This window comes from Arthrobacter sp. AIWTK1 (genome assembly GCF_056680535.1).
Genome location: NZ_CM155287.1, coordinates 4053973 through 4080088 on the forward strand (window position 1 = coordinate 4053973; position 26116 = coordinate 4080088).

General features: G+C 64.5%; 20 protein-coding genes. 15 read left to right on the forward strand and 5 right to left on the reverse strand.

Going from position 1 to position 26116, the window contains the following annotated elements:
• Nucleotides 1–310 precede the first annotated feature (310 nt).
• Entirely contained in the window at nt 311–1675 is a 1365-nt protein-coding gene (locus AC1MDG_RS18635; RefSeq protein ID WP_479805912.1) for a hypothetical protein, read from the forward strand.
• A 552-nt stretch (nt 1676–2227) separates the two neighbouring features.
• Complete coding sequence (locus AC1MDG_RS18640; RefSeq protein WP_479805914.1) at nt 2228–2986, forward strand: GAF domain-containing protein; 759 nt, start codon at nt 2228–2230, stop codon at nt 2984–2986.
• Between the two features lie 280 nt (nt 2987–3266).
• On the opposite strand, the gene AC1MDG_RS18645 is transcribed toward AC1MDG_RS18640, so the two are convergent.
• Nucleotides 3267–5264, reverse strand: coding sequence for an ABC transporter ATP-binding protein (locus AC1MDG_RS18645; RefSeq protein ID WP_479805916.1), 1998 nt, complete (start codon nt 5262–5264; stop codon nt 3267–3269).
• Nucleotides 5261–7009 carry an ABC transporter ATP-binding protein gene (locus AC1MDG_RS18650; RefSeq protein WP_479805918.1) on the reverse strand — a complete coding sequence of 583 codons (1749 nt, stop codon included), beginning with the start codon at nt 7007–7009 and terminating at the stop codon, nt 5261–5263. The genes AC1MDG_RS18645 and AC1MDG_RS18650 overlap by 4 nt, the downstream gene beginning before the upstream one ends.
• A gap of 289 nt (nt 7010–7298) precedes the next feature.
• On the opposite strand from AC1MDG_RS18650, the gene AC1MDG_RS18655 reads away from it, so the two are divergent.
• The 10 genes from AC1MDG_RS18655 (at nt 7299) to AC1MDG_RS18700 (ending at nt 19836) form a co-directional block, all read left to right on the forward strand.
• Entirely contained in the window at nt 7299–7706 is a 408-nt protein-coding gene (locus AC1MDG_RS18655) for a hypothetical protein (protein WP_479805920.1), read from the forward strand.
• 150 nt (nt 7707–7856) lie between these two features.
• Nucleotides 7857–8480 carry a hypothetical protein gene (locus tag AC1MDG_RS18660; RefSeq protein WP_479805922.1) on the forward strand — a complete coding sequence of 208 codons (624 nt, stop codon included), beginning with the start codon at nt 7857–7859 and terminating at the stop codon, nt 8478–8480.
• A 152-nt stretch (nt 8481–8632) separates the two neighbouring features.
• Entirely contained in the window at nt 8633–10609 is a 1977-nt protein-coding gene (locus tag AC1MDG_RS18665; protein WP_479809137.1) for an APC family permease, read from the forward strand.
• A gap of 273 nt (nt 10610–10882) precedes the next feature.
• Nucleotides 10883–10981 carry a potassium-transporting ATPase subunit F gene (locus AC1MDG_RS18670; RefSeq protein WP_479805924.1) on the forward strand — a complete coding sequence of 33 codons (99 nt, stop codon included), beginning with the start codon at nt 10883–10885 and terminating at the stop codon, nt 10979–10981.
• A 7-nt stretch (nt 10982–10988) separates the two neighbouring features.
• A complete protein-coding gene (gene kdpA / locus AC1MDG_RS18675; protein WP_479805926.1) occupies nt 10989–12656 on the forward strand; it encodes a potassium-transporting ATPase subunit KdpA in 1668 nt (555 codons plus the stop codon).
• Complete coding sequence (gene kdpB / locus AC1MDG_RS18680) at nt 12653–14791, forward strand: potassium-transporting ATPase subunit KdpB (protein WP_479805928.1); 2139 nt, start codon at nt 12653–12655, stop codon at nt 14789–14791. Before kdpA ends, kdpB begins: the two co-directional genes overlap by 4 nt.
• Nucleotides 14792–14801: 10 nt before the next feature.
• On the forward strand, nt 14802–15413 hold the full coding sequence (gene kdpC / locus AC1MDG_RS18685; protein ID WP_479805930.1) for a potassium-transporting ATPase subunit KdpC: 612 nt from the start codon (nt 14802–14804) through the stop codon (nt 15411–15413).
• Between the two features lie 25 nt (nt 15414–15438).
• Nucleotides 15439–18111 (forward strand): DUF4118 domain-containing protein, encoded by a 2673-nt coding sequence (locus AC1MDG_RS18690; protein WP_479805932.1) that lies wholly within the window; start codon nt 15439–15441, stop codon nt 18109–18111.
• Nucleotides 18108–18782 (forward strand): response regulator, encoded by a 675-nt coding sequence (locus AC1MDG_RS18695; protein ID WP_479805934.1) that lies wholly within the window; start codon nt 18108–18110, stop codon nt 18780–18782. The genes AC1MDG_RS18690 and AC1MDG_RS18695 overlap by 4 nt, the downstream gene beginning before the upstream one ends.
• 205 nt (nt 18783–18987) lie before the next feature.
• A complete protein-coding gene (locus AC1MDG_RS18700) occupies nt 18988–19836 on the forward strand; it encodes a PhzF family phenazine biosynthesis protein (RefSeq protein WP_479805935.1) in 849 nt (282 codons plus the stop codon).
• 46 nt (nt 19837–19882) lie between these two features.
• Here the strand turns inward: AC1MDG_RS18700 and AC1MDG_RS18705 are convergent, their stop codons facing one another.
• Nucleotides 19883–20719, reverse strand: coding sequence for a response regulator transcription factor (locus AC1MDG_RS18705; protein ID WP_479805937.1), 837 nt, complete (start codon nt 20717–20719; stop codon nt 19883–19885).
• Between the two features lie 274 nt (nt 20720–20993).
• Between AC1MDG_RS18705 and AC1MDG_RS18710 the strand changes: the two genes are divergently transcribed.
• Nucleotides 20994–22025 carry a LamG domain-containing protein gene (locus tag AC1MDG_RS18710; protein ID WP_479805939.1) on the forward strand — a complete coding sequence of 344 codons (1032 nt, stop codon included), beginning with the start codon at nt 20994–20996 and terminating at the stop codon, nt 22023–22025.
• 65 nt (nt 22026–22090) lie between these two features.
• Here AC1MDG_RS18710 and AC1MDG_RS18715 read toward each other — a convergent pair whose 3' ends face one another.
• Together AC1MDG_RS18715 and AC1MDG_RS18720 are read right to left on the reverse strand one after the other, a co-directional pair.
• Entirely contained in the window at nt 22091–22252 is a 162-nt protein-coding gene (locus AC1MDG_RS18715) for a hypothetical protein (protein ID WP_479805941.1), read from the reverse strand.
• A 4-nt stretch (nt 22253–22256) separates the two neighbouring features.
• Complete coding sequence (locus AC1MDG_RS18720; RefSeq protein ID WP_479805943.1) at nt 22257–23306, reverse strand: glycosyltransferase family 2 protein; 1050 nt, start codon at nt 23304–23306, stop codon at nt 22257–22259.
• A 402-nt stretch (nt 23307–23708) separates the two neighbouring features.
• Here AC1MDG_RS18720 and AC1MDG_RS18725 point away from each other — a divergent pair, with 402 nt between their 5' ends.
• Together AC1MDG_RS18725 and AC1MDG_RS18730 are read left to right on the forward strand one after the other, a co-directional pair.
• A complete protein-coding gene (locus tag AC1MDG_RS18725; RefSeq protein ID WP_479805945.1) occupies nt 23709–25070 on the forward strand; it encodes a hemolysin family protein in 1362 nt (453 codons plus the stop codon).
• The gene (locus AC1MDG_RS18730) at nt 25063–26103 is read left to right on the forward strand and encodes a hemolysin family protein (protein WP_479805947.1); all 1041 of its coding nucleotides are present in this window, start codon (nt 25063–25065) and stop codon (nt 26101–26103) included. Before AC1MDG_RS18725 ends, AC1MDG_RS18730 begins: the two co-directional genes overlap by 8 nt.
• Nucleotides 26104–26116: the final 13 nt, after the last annotated feature.

The window sequence follows — 26116 nt, forward strand, 5'->3', positions numbered from 1 at the left end:
ATAATTGGCGCTATTGCAGCGGCAAGCTGCGCGAGTTCGGGGATGATGCCCTGCATGAGCGGGCGAGCTCTTCCGCTGTTAACTGGGATCCTGAGTTGAGCACGACAGTCATGGCGGCGCGTAGGCTCACCGCGTTGACGCGAAGACCCCTGCGCCCATAGTCACGGCCGCGGTCTGGGTGCCTGGTTTGAGTCGCCATGACCCAACTCCAGGAAACATTGACAACCGTCGTACCCACTGCCGCGTAGCAGCGACGACTTCCAGTACGATTCGAAGCGGTACCACTACAGTGCGAGTTTAAGGGGAAGATTTGTCGACCAGCGTAAGCGAGGAACTTGAAAGCATTGCTCGCAGAGCAGAAGCAGTTGACTGGCAGGTGGAATGGTCGGAGATAGAGAACCCAAGCACCGGGAAGCCTGTTAAACGACTCTCTGTCGGCATTCCGAATGGACACAAACCACGCACCACGAGCGTCAGCGGCATTCGAGCCGAAAGACTCGCCAAAATTGCGTTTGAGAAGTTTCGCTTCTTGGGTGACTTCTTAGCCATCAATGACAGCGGTGCTGATTATATAGAGGTTTTGGTCCGCAGTGACCGTTGGACCGGTCGCTCAATTCACGACCTTCCAGGTGTCGAAGTGATCGGAAAGTCAGACGAGAATGAAGATCTTTTTGCTGACCTCGATCTTGACATGGCAGCACCAAACGATACCCCTCGGGAGAGGCAGAGAGTCGGACCCGACGATGATTGGCGTCTCATTATCAATGATGACCGCAGATCGTGGAGCGTGGAGTTCTCACCAGCAAGTGATGAATTTATAGCACTGGTTCAGGACCCCCTGCTCCAGAGGCACCTGAACCCGCCGTCGTCAAGTAACTCCATGCGCCCAACATCGCTAAAGGTTAGAGGCCTGAAGGCTCCTAGGCATGATGATGCGCTTCGCCTGATGGTGACCCACTGCAGGGCTCTTCTCTACGAGCTGGAGGTGAAATATGCAGTTCCTCTTGAGCTTATGAACCGCCGTCCGGAACGCGCCGCCTTGGAAGGTGCTGTAATAAAGAGGCAAGCTTCACCGCCCACGCTCCCTCGCGTTCAGTACGCCAGCGAAGCGCTTGCCCTCTATAACTACGCTAGGTCCGCGATCGGACTTCCCCTGCTCCAGTTCTTGGCTTATTACCAAGTGCTGGAATTCTTCTTCCCACAATATTCGCGGCAAAGTGCCATCAAAAAACTCCGGCAAGAATTATTGGATCCCCAATTCGACGCCACAAGCGAAGGCGACCTTGCCAGATTACTTTCCATTGGATCTGCTGCAGGCGGTTCTTTCGGCAAGGAAAGCGAGCAACTGCAGGCCACCTTGGAAGGCATAACAGATAGTGAAAAGATCAGAGATTTTATGATTGAAGATGAAGCTATTGAATCTTCACTCAAGGATAAGAAATCTGTCAAGGATGTTCCTACAGTAAACATCGAAAATAAAGGGCAAAGCCTTGTCGATCAAGTGGCCGCGCGTGTCTACGCCGTGCGATGCAGAATTGTGCATACAAAATCAGAACATCAAAGTTCCCGTTTATTGTTGCCTGGCTCTCAAGAGGCGAATGCATTAGGGCCAGATGTTCGGCTGGTGCGCTTTCTGGCTCAAAAGGCTATTGTCGCAGGAGCAACCAAGCTGTGAGCAGCACGTGCGGGATCAAAGCCAGCGGCCGCTGAGGGCTCCGTACCTAAATACTTGAACTATGAGCCTTCTTCGTTCTTCCCTCGTCAAGTTGGGCGTCTAAATTTAGGGAGAGCATTCGCGACACGGTCCGAGGACAGAAATTAGCTGTTCCATGATCGTGGCGGACAAAACTTTCTGATAGCTGACGCAACCCTGTCCGCACTTCGCTGGCTGACTTCCGCTGCACAAACTTCGGTGCGACGGAGGCTTAGGTGACCTACAGGGCGAACCTTGGGCCCGGCGCCACGCCACCGGGCTACTGGATAGCGAATTCCGCTTTGTTTTCCCATGCCATAAAGGCACAAGCACAGCAACAGCTGGTGCCGCATGCAGCCCAAACCGCGCTGGCGAAGGGCGCGTAGGGTACGCGGCTATAACAGCCGTGCCCTAAAATCAGTGGATGCATAAGTTTATTTGGCTGGGGAGCCCGGAGAGGTTTGTCCGCCCCAGCCGGCCAAGCATTTGAACCGGGTTCGCCTCCGAACAAGCGCCCACGAGTTCATCGACCAATTGGCTCAGCTGGGTTGGTGGCTACACTTCACTCGCTGGTGCATTGGTGCTGCCATTACACTCGCTGCCGGCGCGGCACTAGGGCAGTGGGTCGATGACAAGAACTGGGGCTTCCTAAATGATGCTGCCATCAGCCCTTGGTTCGTTGCCACTGTTGTGGCGGCCGTTGCCTGGGCGCTGCTATCCGTGACTAAACCGTCGTGGCACCCTGAGGCCGTCGTCAGCTCGAAGGACGAACAGATGCTCCTGACTCAACTAGCCAGCTCATCGCGCTCGATTGCTGACTCGCATGGCAGGCCTATGAACACAAAACGGCAATTCGTTCGCGGTGAGTTGGCACTGCACATGGTCAACGCTCTGACGCGTGTGTACTCACGAATCCCCGACGTCAGAACCATCGTGTATGAGCTGAACCATGCTCAGAACGAGATGGAACCCATACAGCATGCCGGGGAACGAAAGCCCTCCGGGAGCTTCACACTCGACGACGAAAGAGGCCAGCAAGCAATTCAGTTTGTTTTGAACGATGGCGGGGCTCATCTGGAGCCAGACGTAAAAAAGAAGGGCAACCCGGCTTGGAAGGGGCAGGGCAACGGATATCGGACATACATCGCTGCGCCTGTGGTCAGCAGGAATGGTTTTCATGGAATGATTACGATTGATGCTCCAAAACCTGGAGACCTAACGCAGCACGATAAGCGCGTCATCGACCTCGCGGCCAACATATTGAGTGTGGGCTTCGCCCACATAAAGAAATGACAGCCCCGAAGGGTATGCTAACCATCACGGCGGAAGGTGGAGGAATGACGAAACAGTCTTCGACCCAAGTAACCCCAGCGACTCGACGAAAGCAACCTCAGGCCAAGAAGTTGCCAGATCTACGCAACGAGAGAACGTACCAAAGGCTTCTGAAGATTGCGGATCACGAAGTTCGCGAGTCCCGTAGGCTGCGTCTTGCCCGCGTACTCAGACTTCTGAGTAGCTAAGCAACTCATGCTCCCAGAAGTTTGCCTCACTCGTCACGGCCGCCTCGACGCCCCTAGACCTCCGCCACAGGAGCCGCGAACTGCGCCTCGTACAGCCGCGCATAAGCCCCACCCGCAGCCAACAGCGAAGCGTGCGTGCCCTGCTCCACGATCTGCCCGGCCTCCATCACCAGGATGAGGTCGGCGTCGCGGATAGTGGATAACCGGTGGGCAATGACAAAAGAAGTACGGTCAGAACGCAAAGCACTCATCGCCTTCTGCACCAGCACCTCGGTCCGCGTATCGACGGAAGAGGTCGCCTCATCCAAAATCAAAACAGAAGGCCGCGCCAGGAACGCCCGCGCAATCGTCAGCAGCTGCTTCTCGCCGGCGGACACGTTGCCGCCCTCGTCCTCCAGCACGGTGTCGTAGCCCTCCGGCAGGGAGTGCACGAACCGGTCCACGTACGTCGCCGTCGCCGCCTCCAGGATCTCCTCCTCGGTGGCGTCGGGCCGTCCATACGCAATGTTGTCCCGGATCGTCCCGCCGAACAGCCACGTATCCTGCAGCACCATGCCCATCCGCGAGCGCAGCTCGCGCCGGGAGACAGAGGTGATGTCCACGCCGTCGAGCGTTATCCGCCCCGCGTCAATCTCGTAGAACCGCATCATCAGGTTCACCAGCGTCGTCTTCCCGGCCCCGGTGGGGCCGACGATCGCCACGGTCTGCCCGGGTTCGGCAACGAGACTAAGAGAAGAGATCAGCGGCTTGTCCGGTGAATAGGAGAACGAGACGTTCTCGAACACCAGCCGCCCCCGCCCGCCGTCGGGAGCAGAACCAGCAGCCTCAGGCGACTGCTCCTCCTCATCCAGCAGCTCGAACACCCGCTCCGCCGAAGCCACCCCGGACTGCAGCAGGTTGGCCATGGACCCCAGCTGGGCCAGCGGCTGGGTGAACTGACGCGAGTACTGGATGAACGCCTGCACATCGCCCAGCTGCATCGCACCGGACGCCACCTGCAGGCCCCCCACCACGGCGATCCCCACGTACACCAGGTTCCCGATGAACGTCATGGCCGGCATAATCAGGCCGGAGATGAACTGCGCGCCGAAGCTCGCCTCATACAGCTCCGCGTTCTTCTGCCGGAACCGCTCCCCCACCTCCTGCTGCCGGCCGAACACCTTCACCAGCGCATGCCCGGTGTACGTCTCCTCGATCTGCCCGTTCAGCTCGCCCGTATGCTTCCACTGCGCCACGAACAGCTTCTGCGAGCGCTTGGCGATCATCGCCGTCGTCACCAGCGTCAGCGGAATGGTCACCAGCGCAATCAGCGCCAGCGTGGGCGAGAGCAGGAACATCATCACCAGCACACCCAGCACGGTCAGCAGCGACGTGACCGCCTGGCTGATGGACTGCTGCAGGCTCTGGGAAATGTTGTCGACGTCGTTCGTCACCCGGCTGAGCAGCTCACCGCGCTGGATCGAATCGAAATACCGCAGCGGCAGCCGGTTGATCTTCGCCTCGATCCGCTCGCGCAGCCGGTACACCGTCCGCTGCACCACGCCGTTGAGCACGTAGGCCTGGATCCACATGAACGCGGACGCCAGCACATACAGCACCAGGGCCCACAGCAGCACGCTCGCCAGCGCCGTGAAATCAATCCCCTGCCCCGGCGTCAGCGCCATGGCACCGAGCATGTCCGCCTTCTGGTTTTCCCCCGCGGCCCGCAGCTGGGCGATCAGCTGCGCCTTGCTCATCCCCGGCGGGAGCTGCTTGGACACGACGCCGGCGAAGATGAGGTTGGTGCCCTCGCCCAGCAGCCGCGGCCCGATCACGGACAACGCCACCGCGGCCACGCTCAGCACAATCACCAGCACCAGCCACAGCCGTTCCGGCCGCAGCGTGCCCAGCAGCCGCTTGGCGGACGGCCAGAAGTTCATCGCCTTCTCCGCCGGAACATTCATCCCGGCGAACGGTCCGCCGTGCCCGGGGCCGCCGCGCGGCCTGGGGATGCGTTCGACGGCGGCAGTCCCGCCGGGTGCCCCGCCTGCCGGCCTGCCCGTGGTGCTCATACCGCCTCCTCCGCTGCCAGCTGCGAGGACACGATCTCGCGGTACGTATCCGACGTCTCCAGCAGCTCATCGTGCGTTCCGTGGCCGACTATCCTGCCGTCGTCGAGCACCAGGATCTGGTCCGCGTCGGCGATGCTGGACACCCGCTGGGCGATGATCACCAGGGTGGCGCCGGAGGTGTCGTGTTTCAGCGCCTGCCGCAGCCGGGCGTCCGTGGCGGTGTCCAGCGAGGAGAACGAGTCGTCAAAAATGTAGAGCTCGGGCCGTTTCACCAGCGCCCGGGCTATGGCGATCCGCTGCCGCTGCCCGCCGGAGACGTTGGTGCCGCCCTGCGAGATGGGCGCATCCAGCCCGCCCTCCATCTCCCGGACGAACTCCTGCGCCTGCGCGGTGGACAGCGCCCGCCAGAGTTCATCCTCGGTGGCATCGGGCTTGCCGTAGAGCAGGTTGCTGCGCACCGTGCCGGAGAACAGGTACGGCCGCTGCGGCACCAGCCCGATGTGCCCCCACAGCTGGTCCGGGTTCAGCTCACGGACGTCCACGCCGTCGAACTTCACCGAACCGCTGGTGGCATCGAAAAGCCGCGGCAGCAGGTTCACCAGCGTGGTCTTGCCGGACCCGGTGCTGCCGATGATCGCCGTCGTCTGCCCCGACAGGGCAGTGAAACTGATGCCGGAGAGAACCGGCTGCTCGGCACCCGGGTAGGCGAACCCGACGTCGTGCATTTCCAGCTCGCCGCTGCCCACGCCGCCCCGGCCGGCGGCAGCGGTGACCGGATGCTCCGGCGGCCGCACGCTGGACTCGGTGGTCAGCACCTCGCCGATCCGGTCCGCCGAGACCGCGGCACGCGGGATCATCACGGCCATGAAGGTGGCCATCATGACGGACATCAGGATCTGCAGCAGGTAGCTGAGGAAGGCGATGAGCGTGCCCACCTGCATGGAGCCGTCCTCGATCCGGAACGAGCCGAACCAGATCACCGCCACGCTGGAGACGTTCAGGACCAGCATCACGGTGGGAAAGGCGAGCGCCATCAGCCGGCCGGCCCGGAGCGCGGTGTCCGTGACGTCCTCGTTGGCCTGCGCGAACCGGGCCGTTTCGATGTCCTCGCGCACGAACGCCCGCACCACCCGGATGCCGGTGAGCTGCTCCCGGAGCACCCGGTTCACGGTGTCGATCCGCACCTGCATCTTGCGGAACAGCGGCACCATCCGGGTGATGATCAGACCGACGGCGATCAGCAGCACCGGGACGCTGACGGCGATCAGCCAGGACAGCTGCGCATCCTGCCGGACCGCCATGATCACCCCGCCGATGCTGAGCATGGGCGCGGCCACCATCAGGGTGGCGGACATCAGCACCAGCTGCTGGACCTGCTGGACGTCGTTGGTGGAGCGGGTGATGAGGCTCGGCGCCCCGAACCGGGTGACCTCCTGCTCGGAGAACTCCCCCACCCGGGTGAAGATGGCCCCGCGCAGGTCCCGGCCCAGGGCCATGGCCGCCTTCGCCCCGAAGTACACGGCCACCACCGCGCACGCGATTTGCAGCATGGTGATGAACAGCATGAGCGCGCCCACCCGCATGATGTAGCTGGTGTCCCCCTTGGCCACGCCCTCGTCGATGATGTCCGCGTTGAGCGTGGGCAGGTACAGCGAGGCGATGGACTGCGCCAGCTGGAAAATCACGACGGCGAGCAGCAGCCGCCGCTGCGGCCGCAGGTATTCAACGAGCAGTTTCCAGAGCATCCGGACTCCACTTCACGCCGCGGGGGCTCCGGTGAGCCCGCGCAATCAGATTCGAAGGCCAGTTTACGACCGGAACCTGCGAGCGGAACGGGTTCCTCTCAGGGCTTAGGGGTGCGGCTTCGGGGTGCGGCATAGATGCCTGGGGCTGCGGCCGCGGGTGTGGCGCCGGGTGCGGCCGGTCCCGTATGACAAGACGGCGCGCCCGCCCGTGGCTAGGCTGGGCCATTCAGCGCGCCCGCGGGCGCGGAATGCATGGTGACGATGGGGGAACCCCTTGGGGGAACAGCGTTTGATTTTTGGCGGACCGGCCACGGTTCCGCCTGCGGTGAGGGCGTCGACGGCGTTCTGGCTGGCCAGTGCGCTGGTGGCCGGCGTGCTGCCGGTGATCCTGGAGCTTGCCGGAGCCGGCGCCGGTTCGTCCACACCCGTATGGGCCATGATTGCCCTTGCGGTCCCGTTGGTGGCCTTGCAGGTGTGGGGTGCCTTCCGCCTTCTGGCAGGCACCAGATGGGTCCGCACCGTGCTGACGGTCATCGCCGTGCTCTCCGCTTTGGGAGCGCCGTTTGATCTGTCGCCCGTTGTGGTGACCGGGCTGGCACTGACGCTGGCCGGCGCCGTGCTGATGTGGCTGCCCCCGGCGAACGCGTTCTTCCGGGGGCAATACGAGGCCGCCCGGGCCGCCCGGGCGCCGGCCTAGCGGCGCATTAAGATCACGCTAATTTCCTGCCCTGCGGCGTATGGAAAGCGTTAGGGCTCATTCGGTGAGACTCTGAGGGTGGTGTCATGAAGGAAGAGGACCCCGCCGCTACCGTGGCCGCAGTCCGGTCCTCGGCAGGAGCCAACCACAATGAACACCACCCCACGCCTGCAACCGGATATGCCAGGCCATCCGGCCGGCGCCGGTGACGCCAGGGATTTCATCGCCGTCGATGACTGCGGGGACTTTTCGTATCACCGGACCGAACGGGATCTGATGACGGCGTTTGAGTACGTCGCGGAAGCTGCGTGCATCATCGACCGCAGCGGCCGAGCCTACCGCCTGGCCCTGGATCCGAACCGTCACCTGGTTCTTGGGCCCTCGCGCGGCCCGGTGGAATTCCATTGGCTCCGCCAAGCTTGGCTGGACGCCCAAAATGTTCACCCTGAAGGACACCGGCTACGGCGCTTCTACCCCGTAACCAGGGAAGAAGTGCTGTCGGGCCTGTTCGAAACCCTCACCTTGGAACACGGGCCGGAGCCGGCCCAGGGTTCGTGGTCTCTTGAGATCAACGGCGATACATCACACCACCCAACCAAGCTGGAGGACATCGACCGCCTGCTCGCACACCAGGACCTGACGAAGCATGTCCGCGTGAAAGACCCCTTCGGACACACCTACCGGCCGTTGCGGCTCCACAGGCATTGGTACCTGCGGGCAAGCGCAGAACCGAACCTCTACATTGAAATCCCGGCCACCGCCGCGTCCCGCTGAACCGGTCACCAACACCTAACGCCCGTCGGGGCGGCCGCGTGGATCCGGCGTTAAGGATCCGTCAAGATCGGCGCCTGGCCGGCATCAACGCCCGGAGCCGGTGTTAAGGTCGGCAGTAAACACGATGGATGGCATCGCGCGGAGAGGCACAGATGACCACGATGAGCAGGCCGCCTGCGGATCCATCGGCGGTGCGACCGGGAGCCGTTGAGAACTTTAGGAGCTGGCTGCTGTTCGGCCTGCAGGACGCCAAGGGGGTCCATCAGGGCCCCGGCGCTGTGAGCGATACGCATCTGAAGAAGCATTCGTGGTGGCAGGTGATGTGCCTGACCGGCGTAGACTACTTCTCCACTTTGGGCTATCAGCCGGCCATCGCGGCCTTGGCGGCGGGCGTGATCTCGCCGCTGGCCACCTTGGTCCTGGTAGCAGTGACCCTGCTGGGCGCCCTGCCGGTCTACCGCCGCGTGGCCGGCGAAAGCCACCGGGGCGAGGGCTCCATCGCCATGCTGGAGCGGCTGATGCCGCGCTGGGGCGGGAAACTCCTAGTGCTGGTCCTCCTGGGGTTCGCGGCGACGGACTTCATGATCACCATGACGCTTTCCGCGGCCGACGCCACGGCACACGCAATCCAGAACCCTTTCGTTCCGGGCTGGATGCAGGGCCAAAACGTGCCGGTCACACTCTTCCTGCTGGCCCTGCTGGGCGCGGTCTTCCTGCGAGGGTTCAAGGAGGCCATCGGCGTTGCGGTCGTCCTCGTCGGCCTCTATCTGAGCCTGAACGTGGTGGTAGTGATCACCACCGTCTTTGAAGTGTTTGCCCACCCTGTTGCCGTGGGTGATTGGTGGCTTGCCCTGACGTCCTCGCACGGGAACCCGTTCATGGTGGTCGGGATCGCCCTGCTGGTCTTCCCCAAACTGGCCCTGGGCCTGTCCGGTTTCGAAACCGGCGTGGCCGTTATGCCGCAGATCCAAGGACGCCCCGGTGACACCGACGAGAAGCCGACCGGCCGGATCGAGGGTGCCCGGCGGCTCCTGACAACCGCCGCCGTCATGATGAGTTGCTTCCTGATCACCACCAGCTTCACCACAGTGATCCTGATTCCGGAACAGGAGTTCCAGCCGGGCGGCCAGGCCAACGGCCGCGCCCTGGCATTCCTGGCCCACGAATACCTGGGCGCAGGCTTCGGCACCGTCTACGACATCTCGACCATCGCCATTCTCTGGTTCGCCGGCGCCTCCGCCATGGCAGGGCTGCTGAACCTCGTGCCCCGGTACCTGCCCCGCTATGGCATGGCCCCCGGGTGGGCCAGGGCCGTGCGGCCGCTGGTGTTGGTGTTCACGCTGGTCGGGTTCCTGATCACCTGGCTCTTCGACGCCGACGTCGACGCCCAGGGCGGTGCGTACGCCACCGGCGTCCTGGTCCTGATGACCTCCGCCGCGGTTGCCGTGACGCTTTCTGCCCGGCGCGGGAAACAGCGCAAACGCACCATCGGGTTCGGCATCATCGCCGTCGTGTTCATCTACACCACCGTGGCCAACATCATCGAACGCCCGGAAGGCATCCGCATCGCCACCGTCTTCATCGTGGGCATCGTCGTGATCTCCCTGCTTTCACGGGTCCGGCGCTCCTTCGAACTCCACGCCACCCATGTCCACATGGACCGGCAGGCACTGGAGTTCATGTCCTCCAACATCGACGGTCCGATAGCGCTCATTGCCCACGAACCCCTGCGCCTGAACGCCGAAGCGTACCGGGACAAGCTCACCTCCGCGATCGAGGTCAGCCATCTTCCGCTGGAGCACCAGGCGCTGTTCCTGGAGGTGATCGTGGACGACTCCTCCGATTTCGAAACAGAACTGGAGGTCCGCGGCGTGACCCGGCACGGCTACCACGTCCTTGAAGTGCACGGCCCCGTGGTCCCGAACACCATCGCGTCGGTGCTGTTGCACATCCGGGACGTGACCGGACTGATGCCGCACATATACTTCCGCTGGACCGAGGGGAACCCGGTCACCAACCTGTTGCGCTTCCTGGTGCTCGGTGAGGGCGAAATCGCCCCCGTCACCCGCGAGGTGCTCCGCGAAGCCGAACCCGATGTGACCAAACGGCCCTGGGTCCACGTCGGCTGAGTACCGCCGGCATCCCTGGCCTCAGCCGGGCGTTAAGGCGGCGTCAAGATCCGCCATCCGGGCATTAAGAAACCGTCAGGAACCGGCTCGACTCCCGCTGGGCAGGAGTTGACTGTCAGTAGCCCCGCGGACGGGGCGCGGATGAAAGGAACCTGCAATGGCCGATCTGGCTGTTCTTGGAATTCTCATGGTCTCCATGGGGTTCGTCATGTGGATCGGCCACGTCCTGGCCGGGATGGTCGGCGGACCCGGGGACCGGCCGGGAGGTGAACGATGAGTGCCGACGCGATCATGTGGCTTGTCCTGCTGATCGCCGGGCTGAGCCTCCTCGGGTACCTGCTGGCCGTTCTGATCCACCCGGAAAAGTGGTGAGCAGGACGTGACGTTCAATACCGCATCCTTTGTGGTCCAAGTCGCCGCGCTGGTGGTGGTTCTCGCCGCCCTGCACAAGCCCCTGGGCATCTACCTGGCCCACGTATTCGAAGGACAAACGTCAACCCGGCCCGAGCTGCTGTTCTACAGGCTCGCCGGGATCGACGCCGGCACCGAGCAGACCTGGTCCGTGTACCTGCGCAGTGTCCTGGCTTTCTCGGCCGTCTCCATCCTGGCCGTGTTCGGCCTCCAACGGATGCAGGGCGTCCTGCCGGGCAGCGGCTCCCTGCCCGGCGTGGATCCATGGGTGGCCATGAACACCGCCATTTCCTTTGTGACCAACACGAACTGGCAGACCTACGTGCCGGAGACCACGGTGGGCATTTTTGTGCAGATGAGCCTGCTTGCGGTGCAGAACTTCCTCTCCGCCGCCGTCGGCATCGTCGTTGTCGTCGCCCTCATCCGCGGCAACGCGCGGACCAGGACGCAGCGGCTGGGCAACTTCTGGGCGGACCTGGCCCGTACTTCGTTTCGGGTGCTGCTGCCGCTCGCGTTTGTCGCAGCCCTGGTGATGGTGCTCGGCGGCGTGGTGCAGAGCTTCTGGCCCACCGATGTCACCAACCAGGCGGCCGGGATCAGCCAGAGCATTCCCGGCGGCCCGGTGGCGTCCCAGGAGGCCATCAAGGAGCTCGGAACCAACGGCGGCGGCTACTTCAACGCGAACTCGGCCCACCCGTTCGAGAACCCCAACGCCTTCATCAGCCTCTTCGAGGTGTTCCTGCTCCTGCTGATCCCCTCGGCCCTGCCGTACACGTTCGGCAGGATGGTCGGGGACCAGAAGCAGGGATACACGGTGGCCGCCGTTATGGGAACCCTGTGGCTGGTATCGGTTTCGCTGATGGGCTGGGCCGTGGCTGCAGGCCAGGGCACGGCGACGGCGGCGGCCGGCGGACTGGGCGAAGGCTTTGAACAGCGCTTCGGTCCGGTACCAGGAACGATCTTCGCCACCTCCACCACGCTGACCTCCACCGGCGCCGTCAACACCGCCCATGATTCCCTGCCTCCGCTGGCCGGGGGCATGGCCATGGTGAACATGATGCTCGGCGAAGTCGCACCGGGCGGAACGGGCTCCGGCCTCTACGGCATGCTCATCCTGTCCATCATCTCCGTCTTCATCGCCGGTCTCATGGTGGGGCGCACCCCGGAATACCTGGGCAAGAAGATCGGCCCGACTGAAATGAAGCTGGCCGCGCTGTACATCCTGGTCACCCCCGTCCTTGTCCTGGCCTTGGCCGGCATCACAGTCCTGCTGCCGGACATCGTGGCCAACGCGCCGGCAACCGGGCCGCACCAGTTCAGCGAAGTGCTCTACGCCTTCACCTCCGGGGCGAACAACAACGGCTCCGCGTTCGGCGGCATCACCACCTCGGGCCCGTTCCTCTCGGTCATGATGGGCCTGGCCATGCTGCTGGGCCGCTTCCTCCCGATCGTCCTGGTGCTGGCCTTGGCCGGGTCCCTCGCCCGGCAGGGCAAGATTCCCGCTTCCGCCGGCACCGTCCCCACCCACGGCCCCCTCTTCGGCGCCCTGCTCCTGGGCGTGACGGTGGTCCTGACCGCCCTGAGCTATTTTCCGGCCCTTGCCTTGGGCCCCCTCGCAGAAGGACTCCTCAAATGACCCGGTCCAGCTCGGCTTCTGCCTCGGATACCGCCGCCCAGACTTACGCCGACGGCAATCCCCTCGGCACCCCCGGCGAACACAAGCACCACACCAAGGCACCGGCCAAACTGACGCTCACGTCCGTCGCCGCCGCATTGCCGCTCGCCGTCCGGAAACTCTCCCCGCGGCAGATGATCCATTCCCCGGTCATGTTCACCGTGCTGGTGGGGGCCGCCCTGTGCACGGCGATCTCCCTGTACAAGCCCTCCGTGTTCGGCATCGCGGTCACGGCCTGGCTCTGGCTCACCGTCCTCTTCGGGACCCTGTCTGAATCCATCGCCGAGGGCCGCGGAAAAGCCCAGGCCGACAGCCTCCGCGCCAGCCGCCAAGGTGTCCGGGCCCGGCTCCGCCAGCCCGATGGCAGCACCAAGGACATCCCCGGAACCGAGCTTCGGCTCAACGACGTCGTTATCTGCGAAGCCGGGGACGTGATCCCCTCAGACGGCGAAATCATCGAAGGACTGGCCAGCGTCGACGAGTCCACCATTACCGGCGAATCGGCCCCGGTCATCCGGGAATCCGGCGGTGACAGGTCCTCCGTGACCGGCGGAACGAGGGTCCTTTCGGACCGGATTGTCATCCGCATCACCGCCGAGCCTGGCGAGACGTTCATCGACAGGATGATCAAGCTGGTCGAGGGCGCCGTGCGGCAGAAGACCCCCAACGAGATCGCACTGCACGTGCTGTTGGTGTCCCTGACCATTGTGTTCATCGCCGTGACCATGTCGCTGGCGCCGTTCGCGTCCCTCGCCGGCGCCACGCCATCGCCGATCGTGCTGGTGGCCCTGCTGGTCTGCCTGATCCCCACCACCATCGGTGCCCTGGTCCCGGCCATTGGCATCGCCGGCATGGACCGCCTGGTCCAGCACAATGTGCTGGCCACCTCGGGACGTGCCGTGGAGACCGCCGGGGATATCACCACCCTCCTGCTGGACAAGACCGGGACCATCACCTACGGCAACCGCCGCGCCGTCAACTTCTACCCCGCAAACCACGTGGAACGAACAGACCTGATCGAGACCGCCCGGATCTGCAGCCTCGCCGACGAAACGCCCGAGGGCCGCTCCATCGTGGACCTCGCGGCGGAAAAGGGCGTCACCGGAGCTGATCTGGCCACGCTCGAAAGCAGCTCCGGCCTCTTTGCGGTGGTTCCCTTCAGCGCCAGCACCCGGATGAGCGGACTGGACGTGGACGGCCGGCAAATCCGCAAAGGCGCCGCTTCCACGGTGGGGGCCTTTGTTACCGAATTCGGCGGCCACACCCCGGCCGAAGTTGACCACCGGGTCAAGGAAATCTCAGCCCAGGGCGGCACGCCCCTCCTGGTTGCCCAGGTCGGCACGGACGGCCGCGCCGAGGTCCTGGGAACCGTCCAATTGGCGGACGTCGTCAAGCCCGGCATGCACGCCCGCTTCGCTGAACTGCGGAAGATGGGCATCCGGACCGTGATGATCACCGGCGACAACCCCATCACCGCCAAGGCCATCGCCGCCGAGGCGGGGGTCGATGATTTCCTGGCCGAGGCTACCCCCGAGGACAAGCTTGCCGTCATCAAGAAAGAGCAGGCTGCCGGCCGGCTGGTGGCCATGACCGGGGACGGCACCAACGACGCCCCGGCCCTGGCTGCCGCGGACGTCGGCGTCGCCATGAATTCCGGAACCCCGGCCGCCAAGGACGCAGCCAACATGGTGGACCTTGACTCCGATCCCACCAAGCTCATCAACATTGTCGGCATCGGCAAGCAGCTGCTCATCACCCGGGGCGCGCTCACCACCTTCTCCGTCGCGAATGATGTGGCCAAGTACTTCGCGATCGTCCCGGCCCTGTTCACCGCCGCCTTCCCGGGGCTCGGGCTGTTGAACATCATGGGCCTGGCCACCCCGTCCTCGGCCATCCTGTCCGCGGTGATCTTCAACGCCCTGATCATCATCGCGCTGGTGCCGCTCGCGCTTCGCGGCGTCAGATACCGTGCCGTCTCCGCCAACCAGGCACTGGGCCGGAACCTGTTGATCTACGGGCTGGGCGGGCTGATCGCGCCGTTCATCGGCATCAAGATCATCGACCTGATGATCTCCCTCATCCCCGGAATCGGCTAGGAACATCCCTATGAACACTCTCACCGGCTATCTTCGCCAGGCAGGAACCGCCCTGCGGTTCCTGTTCTTCGCCACCCTGGTCCTCGGCGTGGCCTACCCCCTGGCCGTCTTCGGCATCGGACAGCTCATCGCCCCCTACCAGGCCAACGGCTCCATCATCAAAGACAGCTCCGGCGCCCCGGCCGCGTCCGCCCTGATCGCCCAGGCCGCCGCCGACAGCTCCGGCGCCCAGGACCCCCGCTGGTTCCATGCCCGCCCGTCGGCCGTTAACTGGGACCCGGCGTCGTCGTCGGCCAGCAACCTTGGCCCCAACGATCCCAAACTCCTCGACGCTGTCGCCGCAAACCGGTCCGCCGTCGCCGCCGCCGAAGGGATAGGCGAGGAACAGGTGCCCGCTGATGCCGTCACGGCCAGCGGATCCGGGCTGGACCCGCATATCTCCCCTGAGTACGCACGGCTTCAGGTTCCCCGCGTGGCTGCGGCCCACGGGCTCAGCGCCGACACCGTGATGTCCTTGGTCACTAAGCACACCACGGACGGGCTCCAAGCCTTCCTCGGCCAGGCTTCCGTTAACGTGACAGCCCTTAACGTTGATCTTGCCGCCGCGGTACCGTCCAAATGAGAGTTAAAGCGGAGGGATGAGACCGATGGCACGTGGAACGTTGCGGATTTTCCTTGGGGCCGCCCCCGGGGTCGGCAAGACCTACGAAATGCTCGAAGAAGCACACCGCCTGCTCAAGCGCGGCGAGGACGTGGTCGTCGCCTTCGCCCTGGACCACGGCCGGGCGGAGACCCGTGCGCTCATGGAAGGTCTCGAGGTCATTCCGCCCCGGCGCCTCCCCTACCGGGGGACAGAGTTCGAGGAAATGGACCTCGACGCCGTCCTGGCCCGCGCCCCCGGTATCGCGGTCGTGGACGAATATGCCCACTCCAACATCCCCGGAAGCCGGCACGCTAAGCGCTGGGAAGACGTCGATGAACTTCTCGATGCCGGCATCAACGTCCTGTCCACGGTGAACATCCAGCACCTGGCATCCCTTGGGGACGTCGTCGCCTCCATCACGGACGTGCGCCAGGCCGAAACCGTGCCGGACGACATCGTCCGCCGCGCGGACCAGATCCATCTGGTCGACATCTCCCCCGAACTGCTCCGGCAGCGCCTGGGCGACGGAAAGATCTACGCGCCGGACAAGATCGACGCCGCCCTTTCGAACTACTTCCGGCTGGGCAACCTCACAGCCCTTCGTGAGCTGGCGCTGCTGTGGCTCGCCGACCGGGTCGACGAGGGCCTGGCCAGGTACCGGGCAGAAAACGACATCCAAGCCACGTGGCCAGCGCGCGAACGCATCGTCATAGGGCTGACCGGCGGCCCCGAAGGAGAGATCCTGATTCGCCGCGGCGCCCGGATCCTCAACCGGGTCAACGGCGGGGACCTGCTCGCCCTCCACGTCCGCGCCGCTGACGGGGTCGCCGATGAATCACCGCAGGCCCTCGAGGTCCAGCGCCGTCTCATCCAGGACCTGGGCGGCAGCTACCACATTGTCGCCGGCGAAGACCCGGCCAGCGCCCTGCTCGACTTCGCCCGGAGCGTCAACGCCACCCAGATCGTCGTCGGCACCTCCCGATACGGGAAGCTCGCTTCACTCCTCGGCGGCCTGCTGGGCGGCGGCATCGGCACCAGGGTGGTCCGGGACTCCGGAGACATCGACGTTCACATGGTCTCCCACCCGCTAAGCGGGAGCGGCACCGGCCCACGGCGCCAACGCGACCTCGGCCGCACCCGTGTCACCGCCGGTTTCATACTGGCGATCCTCCTGCCCGTACTGATCCAGTTGCTGCTCGGCCTGAACCCGGACCCCAACGTCGCCACCGCCGTGCTCCTCCAGCTCACCGGATCGATCGCCGTGGCCCTTATTGGAGGTTTCTGGCCCGCCATACTCGCCGCACTCTGGAGCAGCCTGCTGGTCAACTACTTCTCCACCGCTCCGTTCCGAACCCTGACCATCCAGGACCCCCAGAACGTCCTCGCCCTGCTGGTCTTCGTCGGAGTCTCCGCGGCCGTCGCCGTCGTGGTGGACCTCTCCGCCCGCCGCTCCAAGGAAGCAGCCCGGGCCCGCGCGGAAGCCACAACCCTCTCGGACATCACCCGCGGCACGGCAGCCTCAGACGACGCCGTGACAGACCTGCTGCAACAGGCACTGGACGTCTTCAACATGCGCGGGGCAGCCCTCTACGACATCACCGGCTCCACTGCCAGTCACCCGGGAAAAACCTGGAACATCATCGCTAGCGCCGGCGAACTACCCGCCCCACCAGCTAAAGGCCCCGCCTCTGCCGTTCAGGACATCCGGACGGAAAACTCCCAACAAATCGATCCGGCCACGCGGCTGGTGCTCTACGGGCGGCCCCTGCCGGCGAGCGAACGGCGGCTGCTCGCCGTGTTCGGTGTGCATCTCGCCGCCCAACTCGAACTCCGGCAGCTGGCCGCCAGCCGCCGGGAAGTCCTCCGCCTCGCCGAGAGCAACACCATGCGCACCTCGATCCTGCGCGCCGTGTCCCATGACCTCCGCACGCCGCTGGCCGGGATCAAACTCGCGGTAGGCAGCCTCCTGCAAAAAGGTGTTCGCTACACCCCGGAACAGGAACAGGAACTGCTGCAAACCATCGACGAATGCTCCGACCGGCTGGACCTGCTCGTGGGAAACCTGCTCGATATGTCCCGGATCACCTCCGACGCAACCAAGCCCCTGCTGCGGCCCGTGCGCTGGAATGACGTGATCCCTGCCGCCCTGCATGGCACTCCCGCGGGCCGCGTCCGCGTCGATCTGCCCGCCAACATGCCTGAAATCGACGCCGACCCGGGCATGCTCGAACGAGTCATCGCGAACGTCGTCGAAAACGCCATCAAATACGCACCCGGCTCCGACATCGTCGTCGTCGGGACCGCCGGTGGACTCAGCAACGAAACCCTGGCCGGCCACCCCGCCGGTGAACTCCGTATCATCGACCACGGCCGGGGAGTGCCGGCAGAAAGCGTCCTGGAAATGTTCCGGCCCTTCCAACGACTCGATGACATCCCTCAAACGACCGGCGTTGGCCTCGGCCTGGCCGTAGCAAAAGGATTCACAGAAGCCATGGGCGGCACCCTCACAGCAGAACAGACACCAGGCGGAGGGCTCACGATGGCAATCCGGCTCAGGCTCTCCACAGGAACGGCCACAGACGACGAACACGGGCAGGCGCCCGTTGTGCCCCAGTCGTTCCTCGCCGGCCGAACGCACGCACTGCCTCTGCGCCCGTCCCGGACAGAGACGCCATGACCGCCGTCCTTGTCGTCGACGACGACCCGCACCTGCTCAAGGTCCTGAGAATCTCACTCGAAGCCAACGGCTACGCGGTTACCACAGCTGCTGACGGCGAATCAGCCTTGCTCGCAGCCACCCGGCACCCGCTGGCAATGATCATCCTGGACCTCGGCCTTCCGGATATCGACGGCACAACCGTCATCGAACGGCTACGGAGCTGGAACCCGGTCCCCATCCTGGTGCTCTCAGCCCGCCACACCTCCGATGACAAGGTCGAGGCGCTCGACGCCGGCGCCGACGACTACATCACCAAACCGTTTGGCCCGGACGAACTCCTGGCCCGCATGCGCGCACTGTTACGAAGGACCACCGACCAGAAAGCCGACCCTGTCGTCATCACTGACGCCTTCACCGTGGACCTGGCCAAACACCGAGTCACCCGGGACGGGATCGACGTCCGCCTGACCCCGATCGAATGGAACATCCTCGAACTCCTGGTCAGGAACCCGGAAAAACTCATCACGCAACAGCAGATGCTCACCGAAGTCTGGGGACCCGCCTACGCAAAAGAAGCCAACTATCTGCGCGTCTACATGGCCCAACTCCGCCGCAAACTCGAACCGGACACCGCCAACCCCCGCCACTTCCTGACCGAAGCCGGCATCGGCTACAGGTTCCAGCCCTGATCTGTGACCACGCCAGTGCGACTGCTTAGGACACGGTCGCCGGTTCATTGCCCCGGAGTGCCCTCCGGCGGAACGGCAGGCGATGTTACCGGCCGTACGGCAAGGCCACTTTCGGGAATTGGCTATGGTTTCCCTGCCTGACCGCCGCCTACCGTGGTGGAAGACGGCTCCCGCCGACGTTTTCCCGAGATCCAGAGAGACCAGCATGCCCACCGTTGTGAACGAATATCCCTTCTCCCAGGTAGACGTCTTTGCCCCGGGACCGAAAGCCGGGAACCCCGTCGCCGTCGTACATGACGCGGACGGACTGACCACAGAACAGATGCAGAGCTTCGCGAACTGGACCAATCTGTCGGAGACCACGTTCCTGCTGAAGCCGTCGCACCCGGAAGCGGACTACAAGCTGAGGATCTTTACGCCGGCGTCCGAACTGCCTTTTGCCGGGCATCCCACGCTGGGCTCGGCCCACGCTTGGCTGGAAGAGGGCGGACAGCCGTTCCGTGACGGAGAGCTGCTGCAGGAATGCGAGGCGGGGCTGGTGAAGATCCGCCGCGCCGGTACGGAACTGGCCTTCGCGGCACCGCCGCTGGTCCGCTCGGGCGCGGTGGAACCTGAAGCGCTGGCGCAGGCCATCGCCAGCCTGGGCATCGACGCCGGCCAGGTCCTGGGCAGCAACTGGGTGGACAACGGCCCGGGCTGGCTGGGAATCCGGCTCGAATCGGCGGAGCAGGTGCTGGAGCTGCAGCCCGACTTCGCCCTGATGGATCAGCTCTGTGTCGGCGTGATCGGCAGCTACGCGGCGGGAGGACCGGCGGACTTCGAAGTCCGTGCGTTCGTTCCCGGGCTCAGCGTGCCCGAAGACCCGGTAACCGGCAGCCTCAATGCCGGGCTGGCACAGTGGCTTCTCGGCGAAGGGGTGGTGCGCGGCGATTACACCGTCCAGCAAGGCACCGTCCTGGGACGCGGCGGCGTGGTTTCGGTCAGCGTCGAAGATGAGGACATCTGGATCGGCGGAACCAGCCGGGCCGTGGTGAGCGGCCGCGTGTCGATTTAGCGGCGGGCGGGTCAGTGGCAGGCGGGTTAGCGGCGGGCGGGGGGTGCTACGGCGCGGTCAGCTGGTAGCCCACTCCCCTGACTGTCTGCACCCACCGCGGCGAACGGGAGCTGTCGCCCAGGCGCTTGCGAAGGTTGCCCATATGAACCTCCAGCACACGCTCGTCCCGGGCTGCCGCGGCGACCCCGGCGACTGGGGGCTCATTGCGCAACTGGCGGGCGAGGTCCGCCTTCGTCAGCACCGCCCCTTTGTTGCGGAGCAGTGCGCGGAGTAACTCGAACTGGGTCCGGGTGAGGTCAATGGCTTGTCCGTCCACTGACACGGCGCGTGTGCTGTCCATCAGGGCAAGGCCCCGGTGTTCAAAGTCCCATCCGGTCCTGGCGGCCGGACCCCCAGCTGCCGGGGCGGCCAGGTGACGGCGGGCGCCGGAGGCGGGTGCGGGCAGCTCCGCGTCATCCGGTTTGGCGGCGAAGTGGCCGGCCTCGCACTGCGCCGCTTCCACCAGCGCGTGGCGCCTGGGCCGGCGGAGCATGGCGGCGATCCTGGCCCGCAGCTCGCGGGGACGGAAGGGCTTGGCCAGGTAGTCGTCAGCGCCGGCCTCGAGGCCCAGCAGTGCATCCGCTTCGCTCGCCAGTGCGCTGACCATGATCACGTAGGCGTGGCTGAAGGTACGGATCCGGCGGGAGGCCTCGATGCCGTCGAAGTCGGGGAGCCCCACCTCCAAAGTGACCAGGACGGGGTCGTGCTTCCGGACGGCAGCCACCCCCTCGGCGCCGGTTGCCGTGGCAACAACGTCGAATCCCGATTGGACCAGCAGCTCCTCCAGAGATGCCCTGTTGCGACCGTCGCCGTCAACCACCACAGCCATGCCGCGCGTAACCATCAAAACCCCTCAGAAATTCTCGTGCTTATTCAGCTTTAGTAAGTACCACTAATTCCTCAACTAGGAATTGCGTAAAAATTGTCCATTTATTGAGGAAAGTCAAAATGCAGATATCAGCATTTATCTATTGCCAAGCCCACCCCGCTGAATGATGATCATCATGTGCTCACTGGGGGCGCGGCGCTGCTGTCATCAGCGCAAAAGTAGGGGGCGTTAAATGGTTTCCTTGAGGTCTCGCGTCGCAAAAGCGGTTTGGCTGAACAGACCGCTTGCAATGCTGGCAGCCGCCAGCCTGGTCATGTTGTCCGCAACAACGTCGGCTCAGGCCGCCGACACCACTCCCATGGACCCGAACCCGGGGCCCGCGGGCAGCTTCGCCTGGAAGGGATTCAACTGGGAAAAGCGGTTCTGGGGCGGTGCGCCACAGTTCAACAAGGCCTTCGACGCGGCCAACGTCAGCAATCCCGACAGCAACGGATACGTCAAGCTTTCACTCACCAACCCGACCGGAACCGCCCCCGTCGGGGCCGAGTTCCAGTCCACCCGGCAGGGATTCGGCTACGGCACATACAGCACCACGGTGGAGAAGGATGTGAGCGCCCTCCAGAAGGAAGTGGTGTGGGGATGCCTGTTCACCTACGACCCCCTGGCCGCTCCCGGCTACAACGAGATCGACCTGTGCGAGGCGTCCGCCTGGGGCGGCGGTGCAAGCTACGGGGAATCCTGGCCCGTAACCCAGGCACACGGCTACTGGTTTGACGCCACCAAACCGCCGGGGCAGGGCAACAACACCATCGTCTTTGATACGACGAACGACGCAATCCTCACCCACAAAATGGTCTGGGAGCCCGGAAAGATCACGTTCGAAACCTTTGCCGGCGAAGGGTACGGCGGCGCCCTGCTCAAACGCACGGTCCTGCAGGGAAGCACCGTTCCGGTGCCGGCCAAGGAAGCCATCCACTTCAACCTGTGGGTCACAGGCGGGGGTGGCGGCGATCCCGAACATGTGAAGCCGGAGTCCGTGGTGATCCGGGACTTCTCGTTCACACCGGCCGCCAGCACAACGCCGGTGGCCGAGTCCCCCATCAAGCTGACGGCGGCCAACAGCAAGGTCAAAGGCGTCAATTCCACCACCCTGACGTGGACCGGGGCCACCGGATCCAACGTCACGCTCTGGATCAACGGCACCCCTAAGACCGTCCCCAACACGGGCAGCTACGTGAACAAGTTCAAGGGCGGAGCAACCACTAACTACAAGGTCTGCGATGTTGCTGCATGCTCCAGCACCGTCAGCGTGGTCACCTGAGCCGAACGAAAACGGGTGGCCCGGATTCGTAGCGAATCCGGGCCACCCGCCCGATCAGGCCGGAGTTACTTGGCGGCCTTGACCGGCACAATGCGCTTGACGGCAAGGCCGAGTGCCAGGAGGGCGAAGGCCGCCAGGGCGAACCAAAAGAGGTCACCGGCCCCGGTTACGGCGAGGGTTCCGGCCCCGACGCCGGCCGCTGCGGGAGCTGCTGGATTGCTGTACATAGTGTTACCAAGCTTTCTTTTTGTTGAGCGCTGCATCCACGTAAGCCTTCGCGTGGACCACCTGAAGGAACAGGTCGATCAGAAGTTCGTACATCGTTGCGGCCGCCAGCATGTACCTCCAGCCGCGCAGCCGCACAGTCACTACCCGTTCGATCACGAAGACACCGGTCACGGCGATCCAGAAAGGATGCATGTGCAGCCCTTCTCCCGTGCCCAGTGCAAAAGCCACCGTTCCGAAGTAGGCCATCGACACCAGAATTCCCGTCACGGAGAGGGCCTGCCTCCCCCAATAGGGCCGGGTGACCCTGGTCCAGCCGTACTGGACGCAGTTCTCCACCGCTCCCCGCTTCCACCTCAGCCGCTGCGCCCAGAGTTCGCGCCAGGTGGGCATGATTTCCGTGACGAGCGTGCAGTCGGACGGCGATTTGATGCGGTAGTTCAAGGTCAGCAGGGCGAAGGACAACTCGTTGTCCTCGGTCAGCACGGAGGTGTCGTAGACGCCTCCCCTGCCGTTGCCGGGCGGAAGCGTGCCGTTCAGCCGGGCTTCGATGACGTCCGCCAGGGTCCGGACACGGAACAGCGCGGCCGTTCCCGTCACCACCAGGCATTTGCCGTGAAGCCGCTTAACGTCCCGCGCGTACCGGGCGTACTCGTTCCGCTGCAGGTGGCCGACGAAACCGCCGCCCGATGCGCCCCGGAAGACGCCGCCCACGGCACCAAGCCGCCTGTCCGCGGTCAGGTGGGCGGTTGCCCGCTCGATGAAGTCACGACTCAGCTGCGAATCAGCGTCCTGGATGAGGATCATGTCCGCCGGATTTGCGCCCGGCAGCAGTCCCTCCAGCGCGAAGTTCAAGGCTCCCGCCTTTTTGTCCGTGTTTCCAACAGTGCGGATGACCTCGGCGCCAAGTGCCAAGGCGATTTCCTCGGTGGCGTCAGTGCAGTTGTCCGCAACAACCACCACCCGGTCCGGCGGAAGGGTCTGGGATGTGAGGGATTCAAGCGTGTCAGAGATACCTGCAGCCTCATTGTGCGCAGGGATAAGGACCGTAATCACAGAAGTCCGGCACCCGCAGTTCCGGGAACATCATTCGAATAGTCACGCACTGGTTCCGCAGCTCCCCACCGGAATTAGTCAATTTGATTGTTGACTCCGATTTTTTCAACGGAAACGCAAGCGGTCAGAAAGTATTCGAAAAGGAATCCGCAATCTTTCGTCAGGAGAAATTGCAGCTCAATAGGACCTCAATTTTCCATTTGGAACAGGCCGGCAATAATCAACTCCGGAACGGGCGGGCGCCGCCCACGCCACAGCTTTTCGCCCACGGCGCACACGCCTAAGCCGGCGGCGCCGCATCCCGTAGACTTGTCCGCACTATGGATGACCCTCCTTCACATATGCCCGAGCCCCTCCACCTTCTGACCGGTTCACCGGCCACCGCGGGAGAGGGGCGCCCGAATGTATGAATGGATCATGCTCGGTATCGGCCTCGTCCTCACGGTGGGTACCGGCTTCTTCGTTGCGTCCGAGTTCGCGCTGGTCAACCTTGACCGGAACGACCTTGAGGCCCGCCAGGCCCGCGGCGAGAAACGCCTTGCGCCCACCATCAAGGCCCTCAAGATCACCTCGACGCACCTCTCCGGAGCGCAGCTCGGAATTACGCTGACCACGCTCCTCACCGGCTACACCTTTGAACCGGCCATCAGCAAGATGCTCAGCGGACCGTTGCTGGCCGCAGGCCTGCCTGAGTCCGTGGTGCCCGGGATCGGCGCCGTGGCGGGCATCTTCCTGGCCACCATCTTCTCCATGGTGATCGGCGAACTCGTCCCGAAGAACTTCGCCCTGGCCCTGCCGCTGGCCACCGCCAAGATCGTGGTTCCGTTCCAGGCCCTGTTCACCGCCGTCTTCAAGCCGGTGATCCTGCTGTTCAACAACACCGCCAACGGCATCATCCGCTCGTTCGGCATCGAGCCGAAAGAAGAGCTTTCCGGCGCGCGCAGCGCCGAGGAACTCAGCTCCCTGGTGCGGCGCTCCGCGCTGGAGGGCGTGCTCGACGTCGACCATGCGGTCCTGCTGCACCGCACCCTCCGCTTTTCTGAGCACTCCGCTGCCGACGTCATGACGCCCCGCGTCCGGATGACGGCGGTGAACGCCGACGATACGGCGGAACAGATCGTCACCCTGGCCACGTCCACCGGCTACTCGCGCTTCCCGGTGATCGGACGGGACCGCGACGACGTCCTGGGCGTCCTGCACGTCAAGCAGGCGTTCGCTGTGGCACTGGAGGAACGTGGCAGCGTGACCGCCGCCAGCCTCATGATCGAGCCGCTGCGCGTCCCCGAGTCCATGGGCGTGGACACGCTGCTGGTCCTGCTCCGCAAACAGGGCCTCCAGGTGGCCATCGTGTCCGACGAGCACGGCGGAACGGCCGGCATCGTCACCCTTGAAGACCTGGTGGAAGAGATCGTGGGCGAGCTCGAGGACGAACACGACCGCGCACGCGTGGGCGTGGTCCGGACCGGGCGCTCCATCACGTTCGATGCTTCACTGCGCCCGGACGAACTGCTGGACCGGACAGGGATTGCAGTCCCCGACGGCGAGGAGTACGACACCCTCGCGGGCTTCGTCACCGACCAGCTGGACCGGATCCCCGAGCTCGGGGACGAAGTCACCGTCAACGGCGGGACGCTGCGCGTGGAACGCGTGGTGGGCACCCACGTGGAGCGCCTCCGCTTCACGCCGGACGAATCTCAGGAAGCACCCCAGAGCCCGCACGACCGCATCATCGACACCCTCACCTCGGAGCTGACCCATGAGTGAATACCTTCCCGGCATCATCTGGCTGGTGGTGCTCCTGGTGGTCAACGCCTTCTTCGTGGGAGCCGAGTTCGCGGTCATCTCCGCCCGCCGCTCGCAGATCGAGCCCAAAGCGGAGGCCGGCAGCAAGGCCGCCAAGACCACGCTGTGGGCCATGGAGCACGCCACGCTGATGCTGGCCACCAGCCAGCTGGGCATCACCGTGTGCTCGCTGGTGATCCTGAACGTTTCCGAACCCGCCATCCACCACCTGCTGGAAATCCCGCTGGGCCTGACGTCCCTCTCCGGCGAAGCGATCGGCATCATCGCCTTCGTGGCCGCGCTGCTGCTGGTGACGTTCCTGCACGTGGTCATTGGCGAGATGGTCCCCAAGAACATTTCCTTCTCCGTCCCCACCCGGGCCGCGCTCATCCTGGCCCCGCCGCTGGTGATGGTGGCGCGGGTGTTCAAGCCGGTGATCTGGACCCTCAACGGGATCGCCAACTCCATCCTGCGGCTCTTCAAGGTCCAGCCCAAGGATGAGGCCACCAGCGCCTACACCCTGGATGAGGTGGCGAACATCGTGGAGCAGTCCACCCGGGACGGCATGCTCACGGACACCACCGGCACGCTGAATGCAGCCTTCGAGTTCACCGCCAAGACCGTGGCGGACGTGGAAGTGCCCATCAGCGGGATGGTGCTCCTGCCGGCATCTGCGACGCCGGCGGACATCCAGAGCGCGGTGGCCCGGCACGGGTTCTCCCGCTACATCCTCACGGACGACGACGGCGTGCCCTCCGGTTACCTGCACCTCAAGGACGTCATGGACCTGACGACGCCGGAAAAGTTCGCCAGGCCCGTGCCCGCCAAGCGGATCCGCCGGCTCGCGTCCGCGTTCAGCGGTAGCGACCTCGAGGACGCGCTGGCCACCATGCGCCGCACCGGCGCCCACGTGGCCCGGGTCTTCGACGAACACGGGAACACCACCGGCGTCCTCTTCCTGGAGGACATCATCGAAGAGCTCGTGGGCGAAGTGCAGGACGCCACCAGCGCCTAGCACGGAGGCGGAC

Coding starts and splice junctions, on each gene's coding strand:
- AC1MDG_RS18700 (WP_479805935.1), top strand. CDS start 18,988: ATGCCCACCGTTGTGAACGAATATCCCTTCTCCCAGGTAGACGTCTTT.
- AC1MDG_RS18650 (WP_479805918.1), bottom strand. CDS start 7,009: ATGCTCTGGAAACTGCTCGTTGAATACCTGCGGCCGCAGCGGCGGCTG.
- AC1MDG_RS18690 (WP_479805932.1), top strand. CDS start 15,439: ATGGCACGTGGAACGTTGCGGATTTTCCTTGGGGCCGCCCCCGGGGTC.
- AC1MDG_RS18725 (WP_479805945.1), top strand. CDS start 23,709: ATGTATGAATGGATCATGCTCGGTATCGGCCTCGTCCTCACGGTGGGT.
- AC1MDG_RS18670 (WP_479805924.1), top strand. CDS start 10,883: ATGAGTGCCGACGCGATCATGTGGCTTGTCCTGCTGATCGCCGGGCTG.
- AC1MDG_RS18695 (WP_479805934.1), top strand. CDS start 18,108: ATGACCGCCGTCCTTGTCGTCGACGACGACCCGCACCTGCTCAAGGTC.
- kdpB (WP_479805928.1), top strand. CDS start 12,653: ATGACCCGGTCCAGCTCGGCTTCTGCCTCGGATACCGCCGCCCAGACT.
- AC1MDG_RS18705 (WP_479805937.1), bottom strand. CDS start 20,719: ATGGTTACGCGCGGCATGGCTGTGGTGGTTGACGGCGACGGTCGCAAC.
- kdpC (WP_479805930.1), top strand. CDS start 14,802: ATGAACACTCTCACCGGCTATCTTCGCCAGGCAGGAACCGCCCTGCGG.
- AC1MDG_RS18710 (WP_479805939.1), top strand. CDS start 20,994: ATGCTGGCAGCCGCCAGCCTGGTCATGTTGTCCGCAACAACGTCGGCT.
- AC1MDG_RS18730 (WP_479805947.1), top strand. CDS start 25,063: ATGAGTGAATACCTTCCCGGCATCATCTGGCTGGTGGTGCTCCTGGTG.
- AC1MDG_RS18660 (WP_479805922.1), top strand. CDS start 7,857: ATGAACACCACCCCACGCCTGCAACCGGATATGCCAGGCCATCCGGCC.
- AC1MDG_RS18715 (WP_479805941.1), bottom strand. CDS start 22,252: ATGTACAGCAATCCAGCAGCTCCCGCAGCGGCCGGCGTCGGGGCCGGA.
- AC1MDG_RS18645 (WP_479805916.1), bottom strand. CDS start 5,264: ATGAGCACCACGGGCAGGCCGGCAGGCGGGGCACCCGGCGGGACTGCC.
- AC1MDG_RS18665 (WP_479809137.1), top strand. CDS start 8,633: ATGACCACGATGAGCAGGCCGCCTGCGGATCCATCGGCGGTGCGACCG.